The following is a 19421-nucleotide window of genomic DNA, read 5'->3' on the forward strand; positions in this document are numbered from 1 at the left end:
AAGTTTTTCTTTATGTAGTAATGCAAACATACTTAAGTAATATATGAGTGTATGTAAGTAATGCATTCCAATTTTGATTTGAGAAAAAATAAATAGAATGAATTTTGATTTTTTTGAGAAAACATGTTGACAACGAAAAGAACAACGTCCTATAATACGTGTAACAAATAAAAGTTAATTAAGAATTTTCTAACTTTATATGTTGTATATGCAAAGAAGAGGAAAGTAGATGATTATGATCGTTTCAGAGAGCTACTCCAAGGCTGTGAGGGTAGTAACAATCGAATCATTGAAGATCACCTCGGAGCATCGCTTGCGAAAGGGAAACTGAGTAGAGGGCGGCGGCATCGTCTCCGGTAAAAGGACGGAGGTCTGATTGGACCTACAAAGCTTATATTTCGTGAGAAGTATAAGGAAGCTGAGTGGTAACGCGAAACTCTCGCCTCAGCAATCAAAGCTACTAAATTGTAGTAGTTGATTGCTGAGGCGAGAGTTTTTATTTTTAAAAATAGAAGAAGAGAATGCGTAGAAGAGGAGAGTAAATGATAAAGATTGTTTCAGAGAGCTGCCCCGAGGCTGTGAGGGTGGTAACAATTCACTCATTGAAAATCACCTTGGAGCACTACTTTTGAAAACTAGTAAAAAGTAGCGGGGTTGTTCCCGATAGAAAAACAAAAGTCTAATTGGACTTGCAGAGCTTATATTTCGTGAGAAGTATAAGGAAGCTGAGTGGTACCACGATTCCCTCGTCTCAGCAATGGATTGCTACAAGTATGTAAGTAATCGATTGTTGAGACGAGTATATTTTTAAGATTTATATACTGAATATTCTGTTAAAATTACTCATCTCAGCAATCGATGTAGAAATAGATTGCAAAAATAGAGAAAAAAGAGGAGCGATGTGAGATGGGAAACCAGTACATTTACATGAATGGGGAATTTGTAGAAAAAGAAAAGGCAGTTGTTTCAGTGTATGATCACGGTTTTTTATACGGAGACGGTGTATTTGAAGGGATTCGTAGTTACGGAGGAAATGTATTTTGTTTAAAAGAACATGTGAAACGATTGTATGAATCAGCGAAATCTATTTTACTAACAATTCCAATGACGGTAGAAGAAATGGAAGAAGCAGTTTTACATACACTCCAAAAAAATGAATACGCTGATGCTTATATTCGCTTAATTGTCTCAAGAGGAAAAGGTGACTTAGGACTCGATCCGAGAAGTTGTGTGAAGCCGAGCGTAATTATCATTGCAGAACAATTAAAGTTATTCCCACAAGAATTTTATGATAATGGGCTAAGCGTTGTATCTGTTGCATCAAGACGTAATACGCCAGACGCGTTAGATCCACGTATTAAGTCAATGAATTATTTAAATAACGTACTTGTAAAAATTGAGGCGGCACAAGCAGGAGTGTTAGAGGCTCTTATGTTAAATCAACAAGGATATGTTTGTGAAGGTTCTGGCGATAATGTTTTCGTTGTGAAAGATGGAAAAGTATTAACCCCGCCATCCTATTTAGGGGCATTAGAAGGTATTACGAGAAATAGTGTTATCGAGCTATGTGAACGACTGAGTATTCCGTGTGAGGAAAGACCATTCACTCGCCATGACGTATATGTAGCGGATGAAGTATTTTTAACAGGAACAGCAGCGGAGTTAATTCCAGTTGTAAAAGTTGATTCGAGAGAAATTGGAGATGGGAAACCAGGAAGTGTAACGAAACAATTGACCGAAGAATTTAAAAAATTAACGAGAGAAAGAGGAGTACGTGTTCCCGGGCTGACGGAAAGCTTAGCATAAATAAGGAGAGGAGTTAATTGAAATGAAGCAGCAGTATACAGCGTATGAGAAGTTACAGTGTGAAGAAATGACAGGCGCTGGGCACGTGATTCAAGGTTTGAAGAAATTGGGTGTAACGACCGTTTTCGGCTATCCAGGCGGAGCGATTTTACCAGTATACGATGCGTTATACGAAAGTGGTTTGAAACATGTTTTAACTCGTCATGAACAAGCTGCCATTCATGCGGCTGAAGGATATGCGAGAGCTTCTGGGAAGGTCGGGGTAGTCTTTGCTACCTCTGGCCCAGGGGCGACAAATTTAGTTACGGGCTTAGCAGACGCTTATATGGATTCGATTCCTTTAGTTGTCATTACCGGCCAAGTTGCAACGCCTTTAATTGGTAAAGATGGATTTCAAGAAGCGGATGTTGTCGGAATTACAGTACCTGTTACGAAGCATAATTACCAAGTTCGTGATGTAAATCATGTATCACGAATTGTGCAAGAAGCTTTTTACATCGCCAAAAGCGGACGACCGGGACCAGTATTAATCGATATTCCAAAAGATGTTCAAAATGCAAAAGTCACCAGTTTCTTTAATGAAGAAGTTGATATTCCGGGGTACAAACCAGAACTTGTACCAGACAGCATGAAACTTAGAGAGGTGGCTAAAGCAATTTCAAAATCAAAGCGTCCACTTCTTTATATTGGAGGAGGTGTCATTCATTCAGGTGGATCCGATGAACTCTTCGAATTCGCAAGGGAGAACCGTATTCCAGTCGTTTCAACTTTAATGGGACTTGGTGCATATCCACCGGGAGATCCATTGTTTCTAGGGATGCTTGGTATGCATGGGACATACGCTGCTAATATGGCGGTAACAGAATGTGATTTACTACTTGCATTAGGTGTTCGCTTCGATGATCGTGTAACAGGGAAATTAGAACTTTTTTCTCCGCACTCGAAAAAAGTACATATTGATATTGATCCTTCTGAGTTTCATAAAAATGTAACTGTAGAGCATCCGATTGTTGGTGATGTGAAAAAAGCGTTACACATGTTGTTACATATGTCTATTTATACACAAACAGATGAATGGCTTCAGAAAGTAAAGGCATGGAAAGAAGAATATCCACTTTCTTATAAGCAAAAAGAATCTGAGTTAAAACCACAGCATGTGATCAACTTAGTAAGTGAATTAACGAATGGTGAAGCGATTGTCACAACAGAAGTAGGACAGCATCAAATGTGGGCTGCTCACTTCTATAAAGCAAGAAAACCTCGGACGTTCCTTACCTCTGGAGGATTAGGAACAATGGGGTTTGGGTTCCCAGCGGCAATTGGTGCTCAGCTTGCAAAAGAAGAAGAACTCGTCGCTTGTATTGCAGGTGATGCTTCTTTTCAAATGAACATTCAAGAACTACAAACAATTGCTGAAAATAACATCCCTGTAAAAGTATTTATTATAAATAACAGATTTTTAGGGATGGTAAGGCAATGGCAAGAAATGTTTTATGAAAATCGTTTATCAGAGTCAAAAATTGGCTCACCAGATTTTGTGAAAGTGGCAGAAGCTTATGGAGTGAAGGGATTAAGGGCGACAAATTCAACAGAGGCGAAACAAGTGGTGTTAGAAGCATTTGCTCATGAAGGTCCTGTCGTAGTTGATTTTTGTGTAGAAGAAGGTGAAAACGTATTTCCGATGGTTCCGCCAAACAAAGGGAATAACGAAATGATTATGAAGAGGTGGGAAGAATGAGTCATACTTTTTCACTCGTTATTCATAACGAGCCAAGTGTCTTATTACGTATAAGTGGAATTTTTGCTCGGCGTGGCTATTATATTTCTTCTTTACATTTAAACGAAAGAGATACGAGTGGCGTTTCTGAAATGAAACTCACAGCAGTTTGTACTGAAAATGAAGCGACATTACTTGTTAGTCAGTTGAAAAAATTAATTGATGTACTGCAAGTAAATAAATTATAAGGGGTGTATGGAGTATGAAAACGTATTATGAGAAAGATGCAAATGTAGAGTTATTACAAGGGAAAACAGTTGCGGTAATTGGTTATGGATCTCAAGGGCATGCGCAGGCACAAAATTTACGTGATTCAGGTGTGGAAGTTGTAGTTGGTGTTAGACCTGGTAAATCGTATGAAGTAGCAAAAGCAGATGGATTTGAAGTAATGTCTGTTTCAGAAGCGGTTCGAACCGCACAAGTTGTACAAATGTTATTGCCAGATGAACAGCAAGCACATGTATATAAATCAGAAGTAGAAGAGAATCTCCGTGAAGGACAAATGTTACTTTTCTCACATGGATTTAACATTCACTTCGGCCAAATTAATCCGCCAAGTTACGTAGATGTAGCAATGGTTGCGCCAAAAAGTCCAGGTCATCTCGTTCGCCGTGTATATCAAGAAGGAAATGGTGTTCCGGCATTAGTCGCAGTGCATCAAGATGCGACGGGAACAGCGCTACATGTAGCATTAGCGTATGCAAAAGCTGTAGGTTGTACACGTGCGGGTGTAATTGAAACGACATTCCAAGAAGAAACCGAAACGGATTTATTCGGTGAGCAAGCTGTACTTTGCGGCGGGGTAACTGCACTTGTGAAGGCCGGGTTCGAAACGTTAACGGAAGGTGGATATCGTCCTGAAATTGCATACTTTGAATGTTTGCATGAATTAAAGCTAATTGTTGACTTAATGTACGAAGGTGGATTAACGAATATGCGCCATTCTATTTCAGATACGGCAGAATTTGGAGATTATGTAACAGGATCGAGAATTGTTACAGATGAAACGAAGAAGGAAATGAAGCGTGTTCTGACAGAAATTCAGCAAGGTGAATTTGCGAAGAAATGGATTTTAGAAAATCAAGCAGGGCGTCCGACGTATAACGCAATGAAAAAAGCAGAACAAAATCATCAATTAGAAAAAGTGGGAGCAGAGCTTCGTGAAATGATGAGTTGGATTCATGCACCGAAAGAATTAGTAAAGAAATAGAGTAAGAGAGTATAAATGAAAAATATGTAAGAGGGGATTTGACAAGATGAGAAGTGACATGATTAAAAAAGGTTTTGATAAAGCGCCGCACCGTAGTTTATTAAAAGCAACTGGTTTGAAAGATGAAGATTTTGATAAACCTTTCATAGCGATTTGTAATTCTTTTATTGAAATTATTCCAGGGCATAAACACTTGAACGAGTTTGGGAAACTTGTAAAAGAGGCAGTTCGTGCGGCAGGTATGGTACCATTCGAATTCAATACAATTGGAGTTGACGATGGTATTGCGATGGGACATATCGGTATGCGTTATTCTCTTCCGAGTCGTGAAATAATTGCAGATTCAGTAGAAACGGTTGTAAATGCACACTGGTTTGACGGCATGATTTGTATTCCAAACTGTGACAAAATTACACCAGGTATGATGATGGCTGCACTACGTATTAATATTCCGACTGTGTTTGTTTCAGGCGGCCCAATGGCAGCAGGAAAAACATCTAAAGGAGAAGTTGTTGATCTGAGTTCCGTTTTTGAAGGAGTAGGAGCTTATCAATCTGGGAAAATTTCAGAAGAAGAATTAAAAGATATTGAAGATCATGGCTGTCCATCTTGTGGCTCTTGTTCGGGTATGTTTACCGCGAACTCTATGAATTGTTTATGTGAAGTGTTAGGTTTAGCTCTTCCTGGTAACGGGAGTATTTTAGCAATTGATCCAAGACGTGAAGAGTTAATTAAACAAGCAGCAGAGAAATTGAAAATTTTAATTGAAAGAGATATTAAACCAAGAGACATTGTAACGGAAGAAGCAATTGATGATGCGTTTGCGCTTGATATGGCGATGGGCGGTTCAACAAATACAGTGTTGCATACATTGGCGCTCGCGCAAGAGGCTGGATTAGATTACGATATGAACCGTATTGATGCCGTTTCAAGACGTGTACCACATTTATGTAAAGTAAGCCCTGCTTCCAATTGGCATATGGAAGATATTGATCGTGCGGGCGGGATTAGTGCAATTTTGAAAGAGATGAGCCGGAAAGAAGGAGTACTTCATCTTGATCGAATAACTGCTACTGGGCAAACATTAAGAGAAAATATTGCTGAGGCAGAGATTAAAGATAAGGAAGTTATTCACTCTCTTGAAAACCCTCATAGTGAGGAAGGAGGGTTGCGTATATTAAAAGGCAACCTTGCGAAAGATGGAGCGGTTATTAAAAGCGGTGCAACAGAGGTAAAGCGTTTTGAAGGACCTTGCGTTATTTTTAATTCACAAGATGAGGCACTTGCTGGCATTATGCTTGGGAAAGTGAAAAAAGGAGATGTAGTTGTCATTCGTTATGAAGGACCAAGAGGTGGCCCTGGTATGCCAGAAATGTTAGCACCAACATCAGCAATTGCTGGAATGGGATTAGGTGCTGAGGTTGCATTATTAACGGATGGACGTTTCTCTGGAGCTTCACGTGGAATTTCAGTAGGACATATTTCACCAGAAGCAGCAGCTGGTGGAACGATCGCACTTCTTGAACAAGGGGATATTGTATGTATTGATGTTGAAGAACGCTTGCTAGAAGTAAGAGTGAGTAATGAAGAATTAGATAAGCGTAAAAAAGAATGGAAACGACCAGAACCGAAAGTGAAAACTGGCTGGCTTGGACGTTATGCACAAATGGTAACATCGGCGAATACAGGGGCTGTTCTGAAAATCCCACATTTTGATTGAGCCAATTTAAAAAAGATAAGGATGATATATAATGGTGCAAAAGGTAAAGGAGAGAGTGAAAATTGAAGATATCTTAATGGCTCATAATTGCATGAAAGATATCGTTATTAAAACACCGTTACAACGTGATACAGTTTTATCTGAGAAATATGATTGTGACGTTTATGTAAAACGAGAAGATTTACAATTAATTCGCTCTTTCAAAATTCGTGGTGCATACAATTTGATTCAAAGTTTACCGAAAGAAAAGTTACAAAACGGTGTTGTTTGTGCAAGTGCTGGTAATCATGCGCAAGGAGTTGCTTATACATGTAATTTATTGAAGATTCCGTCGAAAATATTTATGCCCACAACAACACCGAAACAAAAAGTATCACAAGTACAATTTTTCGGTGGTGATTTCGCAGAGATTGTATTAGTTGGTGATACATTCGATAGCTCTTTCCAAGAAGCACAGTGTTATTGTGAAGAAAATAGAATGACATTTGTTCATCCGTTTGATGATCTGTATGTAGTTGCTGGTCAAGGGACAGTGGCAGTTGAAATTATGCATGATATGGAGAAACCGGTTGATTATATCTTTACGGCAATCGGCGGTGGTGGATTAGCATCAGGTGTTGGTACATATGTAAAAGGTGTTAGTCCTACTACAAAGGTTATTGGTGTAGAACCGATGGGAGCTGCCTCTATGAAAGAGGCTTTTCTTAAAAATGATAATGTCGCATTAGAGAAAATAGATAGTTTTGTTGATGGGGCAGCGGTTAAAAAGGTAGGAAAGTTAACTTTTGAAACTTGTAAAGATGTAATTGATGACATCGTTTTAGTACCAGAGGGGAAAGTTTGTACGACGATTTTAGAACTGTATAAGAAAAATGCGATTGTAGCTGAACCGGCTGGTGCACTCTCTATTGCAGCACTTGATTTATACAGGGATGAAATAAAAGGTAAAACAGTTGTATGTACGCTAAGTGGTGGAAATAATGATATTGATAGAATGCAAGAAATGAAAGAACGATCTCTCATTTATGAAGGGTTAAAGCATTATTTCATCATTGAATTCCCACAGCGTTCAGGCGCGTTAAGAGAATTTCTTGATAAAGGATTGGGGCCAGAAGATGATATTACTCGTTTTGAGTATATTAAGAAACATAATAAGGAAAATGGTCCAGCATTAGTCGGAGTAGAGTTAAAACATAAAGAAGATTATGAGCAATTAATTACTCGCTTTAAAGAAAATAATATTCAATTTATGGAGCTTAATAAAAACCCTGTTTTGTTTGATTTGCTTATTTAATAGAAGGGAAGAATAAGCATCTAAATAAAAAAGATAGATACAAGCAAAGAAATATAGTGCTTGTTCTATCTTTTTTATAGTTAAACTAGATACTCATTAAATTCAAGAAGAATAAAGCTAGTTAACCAAAAAAATATCGCAATGCGAATAATTACATACATAGTAAATTCAAAGGTAGTAAGTTTTCGTTCGCGTTTTATTTTTTTTAGAAATCTAACAGAAAAAACTGAACATAAAAGTAGAACGGCTATAGACATTTTATAAATATTTTCTAACAAACTTACATTTTCTAATAAGTTTTTCAGCATGTTTATCACCTATTCTGTAAAGTAGATTACAGAGAAATAGATCTTGAGCTGTCTAGTTTCGTTTATTTTTTATTTTCCCTGTATCATCAATTTCTACATCAGTTGAAATTGTTTGTAAATATTGAAGAGCTTTTTTCTTTTCTTCCTCATTTACAGGGGAAACTTGGTTGTTGCGAATGATATAAGGATTGAATGACATTTGGACATCCTTTCCTTTAAAAGTTAAAGTTAATACGCCAGTTTCGGCGCTTTTTCCATTCACATAACTTGGGAATAAAAAGTTACCTAATGAGTAAGCGATAGGAACTTTATTATAATACTCAAACCCTTGTAACCAATGTGGATGGCTTCCGACAATCGCGTTAGCTCCTGCTTCAACCATTTTAGGTACATATTGCTTTTGGTATTCTACCGGACGGTTTGATTTTTCAACGCCCCAATGCATATAGACGATTAAATAGTCTGCATCTTGTTTTTGTTCTTTAATTGTTTTTGTTACAAGATTTAAATCATAGCCATTCGCAACGCCAGGTTTATTCTCACCAGCTACCCAATTAGAATCAGGCATAAATCGAACGAAGGAAAGAAATTTAAACTTTTTCCCTTTTACGGTCATTTCTCGTGCTGTATATGTATCTTTCGCATTTTTTCCGGCTCCAATGTAAGGGAACTTTAATTTTTCTACGTGAGAAATCGTATCTAATAATCCATCTTGCCCATAATCAAGTGTGTGGTTATTCCCAATATTTACGATGTCATATCCAGTGTTTTTAATAGCTTGTAGTGTAGATGGATCACTTTTAATCCAAAACAGTTGCCCAGGTGCTTTCTTTTCTTTCGTTGTAAATGCCGATTCTAAATTCACAAAAGAAATATCAGCTTTTTTTATTTCTTCTTTTACATGTTGGAATGGGTAATCAGCCCCATTCTTTTCGATTATAGGACGTAATTGCCAATCAAACATTGTATCACCAGAGAAGGTGAGTGTGATTTCTTGGTCTTCTATTTTCTTTTCGCTTTTTGAAGCGGTTTTACTAGATTTGTTTTGTAAATCGGGTTTGTCTTTTGCTTTTGAAATAAAAGAGTAATTGATTAATAAAACAATCGGTGTAATGAAAAAGGCTATTAACAAAAATCGTTTTAGTAAAGTTTTCATATATACCTTCCCTTTTAATATTATCCCGCAATTAAATTAACAATGAATCTATTAAAGGTAATTAAAGTTACAAAAAAACAGCGGGTTATGTAGTGGAAAACATTTGTTAATATTCTCAATATTAAGTTAACATATAGATAACCTGTAAATCAATGTATAAACCAAAATATAGAAATAAAGAATTCGAAGGGTGAAGAATGAGAAATGGTTATATTAGGAGCAGTTGTAAATGGGATTTGTATTATATTTGGTACTTTACTTGGTAAATTATTTAGTAGGATTCCAGAAAGTATGAAAGGGACGATAATGCACGCAATCGGTTTAGCGGTTACTGTGCTTGGGCTTCAAATGGCATTTAAAAGTGAAAACTTTCTTGTTGTCATACTGAGTTTAGTGATTGGTACGGTAATTGGAGAATGGTTACAATTAGAAGAAAAGTTAAAAAATTTAGGAGATTGGCTAGAAAATAAAGTTGGATCGAAGGGGAAAGGAAGCATATCAGAAGGTTTTGTAACAGCTACTTTAATTTTTGCAATTGGTGCGATGGGGATACTTGGTGCACTTGACAGTGGGATTCGCGGAAATCATAATATTTTATTTACCAAGGCAATTATCGATGGATTTATTTCTATTATATTAACGACAACTCTAGGAATTGGCGTAGTATTTTCGGCGATTCCAGTTGTTTTATATGAAGGTGGTATTGCAGTTTTTGCAACACAAATTAATAGTTTTGTCCCGGAAGAATTAATGAACCAATTTATAGTGGAGATGACGGCTACGGGCGGCATTATGATATCTGCTATTGGATTGAACTTGCTTAGTATTATTAAAATCAAGGTGGCAAATTTACTTCCAGGTATATTGGTAGTGGGTGTAATTGTTTCAGCTATATATAGTTACGGTTTGTTAGTAAATTAGTAGAGGATGGAAATACATATGGAGGAATTTCAATTTACAAAACGTGTGCATAAAATATTGGAGATTGCAGCAGAAGAGAGTGAGTATAACATAATTCAACCAGTCCATCTGTTCATAGGTATGTGTAAAGAAGGTACAGGAGTTTGCGCTGAGTTATTTATGTATTTGTTTCATAAAGTCGGTCCAGATTTTTTAGAAAAACTTTCGTTACGAAAACGATTCGATTTACATCATCAAGAGTATAAAAAAATAGGGCAATATAAACTATCTTATAAGGCGATAGAAATTTTACAAATAGCGAAGAAACGTATGGAACGCTTTCAGCAAGTAGTAATCAATGAAGGACATGTTATGTATGCATTATTTCGTGTAGATACAGATATTGGTGAATTTATACATACACAAATGCAAAAAGATATATTACGTATTACAGCTGCACCGAGAGACTTAGCGGTTGATTTAAATAGTTTTAAATCTATTTATAATACATTATGTTGTCATGTAAGAAGAGCTAGTCCTTCTGATTTTGATAAGTTATCACGATTTGTGGCGGCTGAATTTGGTGAACGGTGGTTACAGTCGGTTGATTACGGATTTCGGACATATAATGAAAAGTTACCTATCTATATTGCACAGCAGGAGGAAGTAATAGTTGGTTTCGCCTGTTACGATGTAGTGAGAGGAAAGAAAGGATTGTTTGGTCCAATGGGCATAGCGAAACAAAATCGTGTGAAAGGTGTAGGAAAAGAATTATTGCATCATTGTTTATATAATATGAAGCAAGATGGATATGAATATGCGATTATTGGACAAGCAGGTCCCATTGAGTTTTACGAGAGAAATTGTAATGCTCGTTTAATACCGATAGATAATAAGTAACCAACTTCATATAGAGGAGTTGGTTTTATTATGAAAATGATGTAGAGATGTAGTGGTTTTTACTAGAAAATAGCGGGTTTTGTAGTAAATCTTGCATAAAAAGCAAATTACTAAACTTTTTACAAGAAAGGGTGTAGAATGGGTATCTAAAGAAAGAAGGTGTGAAAATGGCCAGCTGGAAACGAAATTTAATGATTTGTTGGCTAGGTTGTTTTACCACTGCAGCCGGTATGAGTTTAGTAATTCCTTTCTTATCTTTTTATATTGAGGAATTAGGAGTAACTGGCACTTCAAGTATTGCACAGTGGTCGGGACTTGCATTTGGTGTAACATTTTTAATGGGTGCGATCGTATCGCCAATATGGGGAAAGCTTGGTGATATACATGGACGGAAACTGATGCTTATTCGTGCTAGCCTCGGTATGGCGATTATTATGACGCTTATGGGGTTTGTAACGGATGTATATCAATTAGTCGCACTAAGATTTTTAATGGGAGCAGTATCTGGTTTCCTTTCAACCGCAATGACATTTATTGCAGCAGAAACTCCGAAAGAACATTCAGGTTGGGCAATTTCTACAATTTCAACTGGTGGCGTGAGCGGTTCTTTACTTGGTCCATTACTTGGTGGATATTTGTCTGAGTTAATTGGAATGCGTCATGTCTTTCTTGTTACAGGAGCTTTTTTATTCCTTTCCTTTCTCATCGTTTTTTTCTTCTTGCATGAAGAAAATCACTCTGCTCAAGCAAAAAAAACACAGCCGAAAAAAGTATGGACGATGGTCCCAGCGAAGCATTTAATTATTAGTTTATTTGTAACAACATTTATTATTCAACTTGCTAATATGTCAGTTCAACCAATTGTTACATTGTACGTGAAAAATTTAGTAGGTCCTCATACTGCACATATTGAAACAATTGCGGGAGCAGTTATGTCAGCAACAGGATTAGCCGTTATTTTGGCAGCACCAAGACTAGGAAGATTATCAGATCATATCGGTCCTCAAAAAACGTTAGTTGTAGCGTTATTTGCTGCAGGAATTATTTTTATCCCGCAAGCATTTGTAATCTCAGCTTGGCAACTATTAATTCTTCGATTTTTATTAGGTATCGCACAAGCAGGATTATTACCTTCCGTACAAACTCTACTAAAACAACATACACCAACCCATGTTACGGGACGGATATTTGGATATAATCAATCATTTCAGTTTTTAGGAAATATGATTGGTCCAGTGCTCGGGGGGCAAATTGCAGCACATGCAGGCTTCCAATATGTTTTCCTCTCTACATCATCACTATTATTTATTGCGTGTATCTGGGTTTATTTTCATAATAAGAACGAAGAGGTATCAGAGAAACAACATTTGGAAGTTAGTTAACTTAGTGAATAAAAAAAGGGTGAAGCAATGATTGCTTCATCCTTTTCTTTAAAATTTAAGACATAGATAGCTTAATGTACCAAGCTCATAACTACGGTGAATGACTTCACCGCTATTTTCACCACTTCCCATAGCGATAAATAAAGGAACAAAATGTTCTGCTCTTGGTACTGCTAATTGTGCATGAGGAGCATTTTTCTCCCAATTAAACAATGCATCTTTATCGTTATGCTGCATATGTTTAATAATCCAATCATCAAATTCAATTGCCCATTTTTCAGGTGTAGTTTGATTCCATTTCAAAGCTCGTAAGTTATGGACGGTAACACCACTCCCGATTACTAAAATATCTTCTTGTCCGAGTCCTTTAAGTGCTTCTCCAATTTCAAATTGTTCTTTTGCAGAAAGGAATGGATTGACTGATATTTGCACGACAGGAATATTTGCTTCTGGATACATGCGGTGCAGGAGTGTCCATGAACCATGATCTAAACCTCTCGTCATATTATGATGGACTGAAATACCTTTGTTCTTAAATTTTATTTCTAACATAGATGCAATGCTAGAAGAGCCTTTCGCACGATATTTGATTTCGTATAACTCAGGGGGAAAACCTCCAAAATCATAAATTGTTTCATACTCGTTATCTGATGAGGAAATCGTTAATACTTCACTTTCCCAGTGAGCAGTGAAAATAACAATTGCTTTCGGTTTATATGTTTCTCCAAGTGTTTTTAAAAATCGTGTATAGTCTGTATCTTGAATAGCGAGCATAGGCGAACCATGTGCTAAAAATAATGATGGCATCATAATAGTAGAAACCTCCTAAAAATTATATAGTTACTTTATGTAAGTAACTATATAATTTTATTTTCGGTTCGTCAACATAATAGTTATTGAGCTAATTGGAAAAGTGAGTCATTTGTCATAATGAAGGCAATTGCATATAATACATAGTAAGAAAAATGAATCGATATTCATTTTTAAAGATACATAATAGAGTTGGGAGCTGACGAAATGAACGTACAGGAAAGTTTCGTTACGGCATTGGATGGATCAGAAATTTATTTACGCAAGTGGTTGCCAGAAGGTAAACCGAAAGGGATTATTCAAATTGCACATGGTATGACAGAACATGCAGGTGTTTATACAGACTTTATTGCTGCGTTATTAGAAGCAGGGTATGGTGTTTATGCACATGATCATAAAGGTCATGGGAAAACAGTGAAAAGAGAAGAAGATTATGGTCATTTTAAACCAAATGTAGGTTGGAATGAGGCTGTGTCTGATGTTATTTTTGTATCAGAAACGGTAAGAAAAGAGCAGACATGCCCGTTATTTTTACTTGGCCATAGTATGGGTTCTTTTTTATCAAGACGTGCTGTGCAACTTAGAGGCGAATTATATGATGGATTTCTGATTTCAGGAACAGGTGGAAATCCAGGGCTTTTAGGAGCTATTGGTCATAAAGTAGCAACAATCGAAATGAAATTGCGCGGGGCAAAAACGAAAAGTCCAATGCTAAACTTTTTATCTTTCGGAAACTTCAATTCGAACTTTAAGCCAAATCGTACAAAATTTGATTGGTTATCTTCAGATAATAATCAAGTTGATAAATATATTGCGGATCCGTTATGTGGTTTCATTTGTACGACGAGTTTTTACCGAGAATTATTTTCTGGTGTATTAGAAGTAAATAAACTAGAAGAATACAAGAAGACGCCAAAGAATCTTCCAATACATATATTTTCTGGTGATCGTGATCCTGTTGGCGATATGGGGAAAGGTGTAAAAGAAGTATATGAAAACTATAAAAAATGTGGTGTGAAAGACGTGACACTACGTTTATATGAAAATGGTAGACATGAAATGTTTCATGAAGTAAATAAGGATGAAGTATTTAAAGATTTAATTTCTTGGTTAGATGCGCATAATAAATGAGAAAGATAATCCCAAACTGTTTGTAGTTTGGGATTATTTATTTTACAGAAATACGGGCAATAAATTCTTAAATTCACTTTACTTAATAAAAAATAAATCTTATTCTATAGTCGTTAAAAAATAAAGAAATATTGTATGAGAGGAAACCTCACTTTTCTGAAGTGAGGCTTTTTGTAGTAACGAAGTAATAGTGAATAAAACTAATTTTAAAAGTAACTTAAAATCAAACTTTTTATAAAGCAACAGATGCTCGTTCATAATAGTAGTATAATAGTGAATGAGGTGTTAATAGAATGGAAGATAGAACATTAGGTTTATTACTAGATGTTGTTGGTGAATTATTTTCAGATGAAATTTCAATTGCTGTTTCGAATACGAAAGAATATATTTACTATCGGCCAAGTAAACGAATTGATTTAAAGATTAGCGCTGGGGATCCTATAAAGGAAGGAACGATTGCTCATAAAGCGATGGTGATGAATCAAAAAACATCTGAGTTTATGAATCGGGATGTTTTTGGTATTCCTTATCATGGAATGGCTGTACCATTTTCAAACAATGGAAAGCTTGAAGGGTGCGTAACGGCAATTTATCCAGCTTTAACGGATGGAAAGTCAGTCGTTACTTTAAAAACAACAGATGGCTGGATTCCGGTTCCTTTTTCAAAGGTTATGTATTTAGAGGCTAAAGATAAAAAGACGTACGTGAATTCAGAAGAGTTATCAGGAACACATAAATACTCTCTGCAAGAATTCGAATACTTGCTTCCTAAAGATTCATTTATTAGATGTCACCGTTCATTTATTGTAAATGTTAATCATATTAAAGCGATTTATCCTGATACCCATTCTACTTTTGTACTTTCGATGGATAATGGTGAGAGAGTACCAGTTAGTCAATCATACGCTAGTTATTTCCGTAAGCTTCTAGGATTCTAAATTTTTCTGCTTTAGAACCTAGATTTGCTGTTCTGTCTGAATTTTCGGCATTGTATACTAAAATCCCTATTTTGATAGTGTAAATGTGTAAAATAATTATGAATATTCAATGAGAGAGGGATTACATATGGAGAATAATTTAGATAGAATCAGAGATCAACGTCTAAAAGATCGGGTAGTTACACCTGAAGAAGCAGCTTCCTGGATTCAAAGTGGAATGACTTTAGGCTTAAGTGGGTTTACACGTGCAGGTGATGTAAAAGCAGTCCCATTTGCGCTTGTAAACCGAGTTAAGAATGATGAATCTTTTAAAGTAAATGTTTATACTGGGGCTTCTTTAGGCTCGGATGTAGACAAATTATTTGCTGAGGCAGGAATTTTAGGGAAAAGATTACCTTTCCAAGCTGACGCGACGATGCGAAAAGGAATTAATAACGGAGACTTTTTATTTGTGGATCAACACTTGTCTCATACAGCAGAGTTACTCCGCGCTGACGTTCTGGATATAGATTTCGCTATTTTGGAAGCGGTTGCGATTACAGAGGACGGAATGATTATTCCAACCACTTCAATTGGAAATTCCTTAGCGTTTTCCTTAAATGCTAAGTCTATTATTATTGAAATGAATATGGCTCAATCCACGCAATTAGAGGGACTACATGATCTATATGAACCAGGTAAACAAGGGGAGAGGCTTCCAATTCCGCTTGTGAAAACAGATGACCGAATTGGAACAATCGGTATTCCAATTGATCCTGAAAAAGTAAAGGGAATTGTGTTTACGAATCAATTGGATTCGCCATCGACAATTGTTCCTCCGGATGAAGAAACGGTCATTATGGCACAGCATTTAATAGAATTCCTTCGAGAAGAAGTTAAAATAGGGCGATTAACAAATCGTTTAGCGCCGTTACAATCAGGAATTGGTTCAGTTGCTAACGCAGTATTGCATGGAATGTTAGATTCAGAATTTGAAGATTTAGAAGTGTATTCTGAAGTTTTACAAGATGCAGTTTTTGATCTGATGGATGCTGGAAAAGTCAATTTTGCTTCTTGTTGTTCTATCACGCTTTCTGAAGAGAAAATGCAACAAGTATTTTCTAACTTTGAAAAATATCGTGACAAATTAATGATGCGTCCGCAAGAGATTTCCAATCATCCTGAAATCATTCGTCGCCTTGGATTAATCTCAATTAATACTGCATTAGAATTAGATATATACGGAAATGTTAACTCTACTCACGTTTTAGGTACAAAAATGATGAATGGAATTGGTGGGTCTGGTGATTTTGCAAGAAATGCACGCCTAGCTATCTTTGTTACTAAATCGATTGCGAAAGGTGGTAACATTTCAAGTATTGTTCCTTTCGTTTCTCATGTAGACCATACTGAACATGATGTAGATGTTATTGTTACTGAACAGGGGTATGCCGACTTAAGGGGACTTGCGCCAAGAGAAAGAGTGGAACTTATTATTGAGAATTGCGCACATCCAATGTATCGTGATCAACTACGTGCTTATTACGAAGAAGCAAAAACAAGAGGTGGACAAACTCCTCATATTTTAGAAAAAGCTTTTTCTTGGCATACGAATTATGCTAAAAATGGAACAATGCTTGAAGCGGTAGTAGAAACTGTATAGGTTTGTATCGTACGAAATAGTAAAACGAATGAGTGAGTTTGAAGATTAAATTTTAGAAAAAGAGAACACCAACTTTTAGGGATGGTGTTCTTTTTCTTTAAAAAAATTGTATTGGTTATAATAAAGATTTATAAAAATAACCTCTAATTTATGAAAAAAAGGTTTTTTGAAGTGCTTTCCGAATCAATTTAGTAGTTTACATATCGAAGGTGAGGAGAAAGAATCATGAAGATAAGAGAAGCGTTATTAAGTGAAGCAAATGAATTAAGTGAATTCGCACTACAATCAAAAGCAACGTGGGATTATAGTGAAGAATTCATACTTGCTTGTAAGGAAGATTTAACAATTACAGAAGAATACATAAAAAATAATTTTGTATATGTTTTAGAAAACGATAATGCGAAGATTGGTTTTTTCTCATTTTTACGTAATGATAAAGCTCTCGATTTCTTGTACATTCATCCTGATTACAAAGGAAAAGGTTACGGGAAAATACTTTGGGAGTACGTAATAGAAAAAGCCAATGAACTAGGATTAAAAAGTTTTACAATTGATAGTGATCCGAATGCAAAAGGATATTACTTGAAAATGGGGGCACAGTTAATAGGAGAGACACCATCAACTGTCTTTAAGGGTCGTGTACTGCCTCTTTTGAAATATGATGTGTAAAACTATTAATAGTAGGGGAAGATTAGAATGGATGATGTAAAGGAAAAAAGAATATATGAAGCACTAATAAAATCGTGGTCGATTGAAACGAGTTCAAAGTGGACAATTGAAAACCCAGCAAAGGGACAGTGTGGTGTAACGGCTCTAGTCGTTCAAGACATATATGGAGGAGAAATTAAAAAGACAAAAGTAAGAGAGGTATGGCACTTTTATAACTTTATAGATGGGCAGAGATTTGATTTTACAGAGACTCAATTCAATGGGAAATTGAATTATATGGATGTGGAATCAAATCGGAAAGAAGCATTTGCAGATACAAATGAAAAACAATATAGCATTTTGAAGGAAAAAGTAACGAAAGAATTCAAATTATCTTTTGACTCTTAATCTTTAATAAGTTACTATAATGGTGGTAACTTATTAAAGGGAACTTCATAGAGTTGAAAGGGGAAATACTTTTGAAAACAACTTATGTAAACGCTACAATTGTAACGATGAATGAACAAAACGAAGTGATAGAAAATGGATATATCATTGTAGAAAATGATCAAATTATAGATGTAAAGAGCGGAGAATTCGCTAATGATTTTGAAGTAGATGAAGTAATTGATATGAAAGGAAAGTGGGTTTTACCAGGGCTTGTAAATACACATACACACGTTGTAATGAGTCTCCTAAGAGGTATTGGCGATGATATGTTATTACAGCCGTGGCTTGAGACGAGAATTTGGCCACTGGAAAGTCAATTTACTCCCCAAATTGCGGTCGCTAGTACGGAATTAGGATTACTTGAGATGGTGAAAAGTGGTACAACATCATTCTCTGACATGTTTAATCCAATTGGAGTAGATCAAGACGCAATTATGGAAACGGTATCAAGGAGCGGGATGCGAGCTGCTGTTTCAAGGACTTTATTTAGCTTCGGAACGAAAGACGATGAAAAGAAAGCGATTGAAGAAGCTGAGAAATATGTGAAGCGTTACTATAACAAAAGTGGCATGTTAACTACGATGGTTGCACCACATAGTCCATATACATGTAGTACAGAATTGTTAGAAGAGTGCGCACGGATTGCAGTAGAGAATCAAACGATGGTTCATATCCACCTTTCTGAAACAGAGCGTGAAGTACGTGATATTGAAGCACAATATGGAAAACGTCCAGTAGAATATGCAGCGAGCTGCGGATTGTTTAAACGCCCAACAGTTATTGCACACGGTGTAGTATTAAATGACGATGAGCGTGCATTTTTAGCAGAACATGACGTTCGAGTAGCTCATAATCCGAATAGTAATTTAAAACTAGGTTCTGGTATAGCGAATGTAAAAGCGATGCTAGAAGCAGGAATAAAAGTAGGAATTGCAACAGATAGTGTTGCATCTAACAATAATTTAGACATGTTTGAAGAAATGCGCATAGCGACTTTACTACAAAAAGGTATTCACCAAGATGCAACAGCTTTACCAGTTGAAACAGCTCTTACACTTGCGACTAAAGGGGCTGCTGAAGTAATCGGGATGAAACAAACAGGATTACTTGAGGTTGGAAAATGTGCTGATTTTATTACGATTGATCCATCTAATAAGCCGCATTTACAACCAGCAGATGAAGTGTTATCACATCTTGTGTATGCTGCTAGTGGAAAAGATATAAGCGATGTAATTATTAACGGAAAACGTGTCGTTTGGAATGGCGAATGTAAAACGTTAGATGAAGAGCGTATTATATTTGAAGCAAGTCGTTATAAACGAGGTTTGCAAAGATAACTAATTATGTGG

General features: G+C 36.2%; 18 protein-coding genes and 1 other annotated feature. Of the genes, 15 read left to right on the forward strand and 3 right to left on the reverse strand.

Translation table 11 applies throughout. The features are described 5' to 3' along the window. Window positions 1-517 precede the first annotated feature (517 nt). Window positions 518-757, forward strand: a binding site (T-box leader). A 149-nt stretch (window positions 758-906) separates the two neighbouring features. From ilvE to ilvA, 6 genes are read left to right on the forward strand one after another with little or no spacing between them, the layout of a single operon-like run. Further along, window positions 907-1806 carry a branched-chain-amino-acid transaminase gene (gene ilvE, locus ES895_RS06730; protein ID WP_000528156.1) on the forward strand — a complete coding sequence of 300 codons (900 nt, stop codon included), beginning with the start codon at window positions 907-909 and terminating at the stop codon, window positions 1804-1806. A gap of 22 nt (window positions 1807-1828) precedes the next feature. After that, window positions 1829-3544 carry an acetolactate synthase large subunit gene (gene ilvB, locus ES895_RS06735; protein WP_135238217.1) on the forward strand — a complete coding sequence of 572 codons (1716 nt, stop codon included), beginning with the start codon at window positions 1829-1831 and terminating at the stop codon, window positions 3542-3544. Beyond that, on the forward strand, window positions 3541-3771 hold the full coding sequence (locus ES895_RS06740) for an ACT domain-containing protein (RefSeq protein WP_000019916.1): 231 nt from the start codon (window positions 3541-3543) through the stop codon (window positions 3769-3771). The genes ilvB and ES895_RS06740 overlap by 4 nt, the downstream gene beginning before the upstream one ends. A 14-nt stretch (window positions 3772-3785) precedes the next feature. Then, complete coding sequence (ilvC, locus tag ES895_RS06745) at window positions 3786-4793, forward strand: ketol-acid reductoisomerase (RefSeq protein WP_000861135.1); 1008 nt, start codon at window positions 3786-3788, stop codon at window positions 4791-4793. Window positions 4794-4839: 46 nt separating this feature from the next. Then, a complete protein-coding gene (gene ilvD / locus ES895_RS06750) occupies window positions 4840-6513 on the forward strand; it encodes a dihydroxy-acid dehydratase (RefSeq protein WP_001255818.1) in 1674 nt (557 codons plus the stop codon). Between the two features lie 31 nt (window positions 6514-6544). Then, entirely contained in the window at window positions 6545-7807 is a 1263-nt protein-coding gene (ilvA, locus tag ES895_RS06755) for a threonine ammonia-lyase IlvA (protein ID WP_098365182.1), read from the forward strand. An 80-nt stretch (window positions 7808-7887) separates the two neighbouring features. Here ilvA and ES895_RS06760 read toward each other — a convergent pair whose 3' ends face one another. Then, complete coding sequence (locus ES895_RS06760; protein WP_000916802.1) at window positions 7888-8115, reverse strand: hypothetical protein; 228 nt, start codon at window positions 8113-8115, stop codon at window positions 7888-7890. A 52-nt stretch (window positions 8116-8167) separates the two neighbouring features. Continuing rightward, window positions 8168-9271 (reverse strand): CapA family protein, encoded by a 1104-nt coding sequence (locus tag ES895_RS06765; RefSeq protein WP_000854542.1) that lies wholly within the window; start codon window positions 9269-9271, stop codon window positions 8168-8170. Window positions 9272-9475: 204 nt separating this feature from the next. On the opposite strand from ES895_RS06765, the gene ES895_RS06770 reads away from it, so the two are divergent. The 3 genes from ES895_RS06770 to ES895_RS06780 all read left to right on the forward strand — a co-directional run bounded on the left by ES895_RS06770 (window position 9476) and on the right by ES895_RS06780 (window position 12453). Further along, the gene (locus tag ES895_RS06770; protein WP_135238218.1) at window positions 9476-10192 is read left to right on the forward strand and encodes a DUF554 domain-containing protein; all 717 of its coding nucleotides are present in this window, start codon (window positions 9476-9478) and stop codon (window positions 10190-10192) included. A gap of 18 nt (window positions 10193-10210) precedes the next feature. Then, complete coding sequence (locus ES895_RS06775) at window positions 10211-11071, forward strand: GNAT family N-acetyltransferase (protein ID WP_135238219.1); 861 nt, start codon at window positions 10211-10213, stop codon at window positions 11069-11071. 167 nt (window positions 11072-11238) lie between these two features. Further along, window positions 11239-12453, forward strand: coding sequence for a multidrug efflux MFS transporter (locus tag ES895_RS06780; RefSeq protein WP_109102989.1), 1215 nt, complete (start codon window positions 11239-11241; stop codon window positions 12451-12453). A 48-nt stretch (window positions 12454-12501) separates the two neighbouring features. Here ES895_RS06780 and ES895_RS06785 read toward each other — a convergent pair whose 3' ends face one another. Next, the gene (locus ES895_RS06785; protein WP_098365184.1) at window positions 12502-13263 is read right to left on the reverse strand and encodes a DODA-type extradiol aromatic ring-opening family dioxygenase; all 762 of its coding nucleotides are present in this window, start codon (window positions 13261-13263) and stop codon (window positions 12502-12504) included. Between the two features lie 207 nt (window positions 13264-13470). Here ES895_RS06785 and ES895_RS06790 point away from each other — a divergent pair, with 207 nt between their 5' ends. The 6 genes from ES895_RS06790 (at window position 13471) to ES895_RS06815 (ending at window position 19409) form a co-directional block, all read left to right on the forward strand. Then, complete coding sequence (locus tag ES895_RS06790) at window positions 13471-14394, forward strand: alpha/beta hydrolase (RefSeq protein ID WP_001102598.1); 924 nt, start codon at window positions 13471-13473, stop codon at window positions 14392-14394. Between the two features lie 293 nt (window positions 14395-14687). Beyond that, window positions 14688-15332, forward strand: coding sequence for a LytTR family DNA-binding domain-containing protein (locus ES895_RS06795; protein ID WP_000390207.1), 645 nt, complete (start codon window positions 14688-14690; stop codon window positions 15330-15332). 127 nt (window positions 15333-15459) lie between these two features. Continuing rightward, entirely contained in the window at window positions 15460-16974 is a 1515-nt protein-coding gene (locus ES895_RS06800; RefSeq protein WP_000429821.1) for an acetyl-CoA hydrolase/transferase family protein, read from the forward strand. Between the two features lie 225 nt (window positions 16975-17199). Next, window positions 17200-17643 (forward strand): GNAT family N-acetyltransferase, encoded by a 444-nt coding sequence (locus ES895_RS06805; protein ID WP_000701894.1) that lies wholly within the window; start codon window positions 17200-17202, stop codon window positions 17641-17643. Window positions 17644-17670: 27 nt separating this feature from the next. Then, window positions 17671-18030, forward strand: coding sequence for a YunG family protein (locus ES895_RS06810; protein WP_000342912.1), 360 nt, complete (start codon window positions 17671-17673; stop codon window positions 18028-18030). Window positions 18031-18083: 53 nt separating this feature from the next. Further along, window positions 18084-19409 (forward strand): bifunctional S-methyl-5'-thioadenosine deaminase/S-adenosylhomocysteine deaminase, encoded by a 1326-nt coding sequence (locus ES895_RS06815; RefSeq protein WP_135238220.1) that lies wholly within the window; start codon window positions 18084-18086, stop codon window positions 19407-19409. Window positions 19410-19421: the final 12 nt, after the last annotated feature.

The organism is Bacillus sp. 007/AIA-02/001 (assembly GCF_004634455.1).
Classification (GTDB): Bacteria; Bacillota; Bacilli; order Bacillales; family Bacillaceae_G; genus Bacillus_A; species Bacillus_A cereus.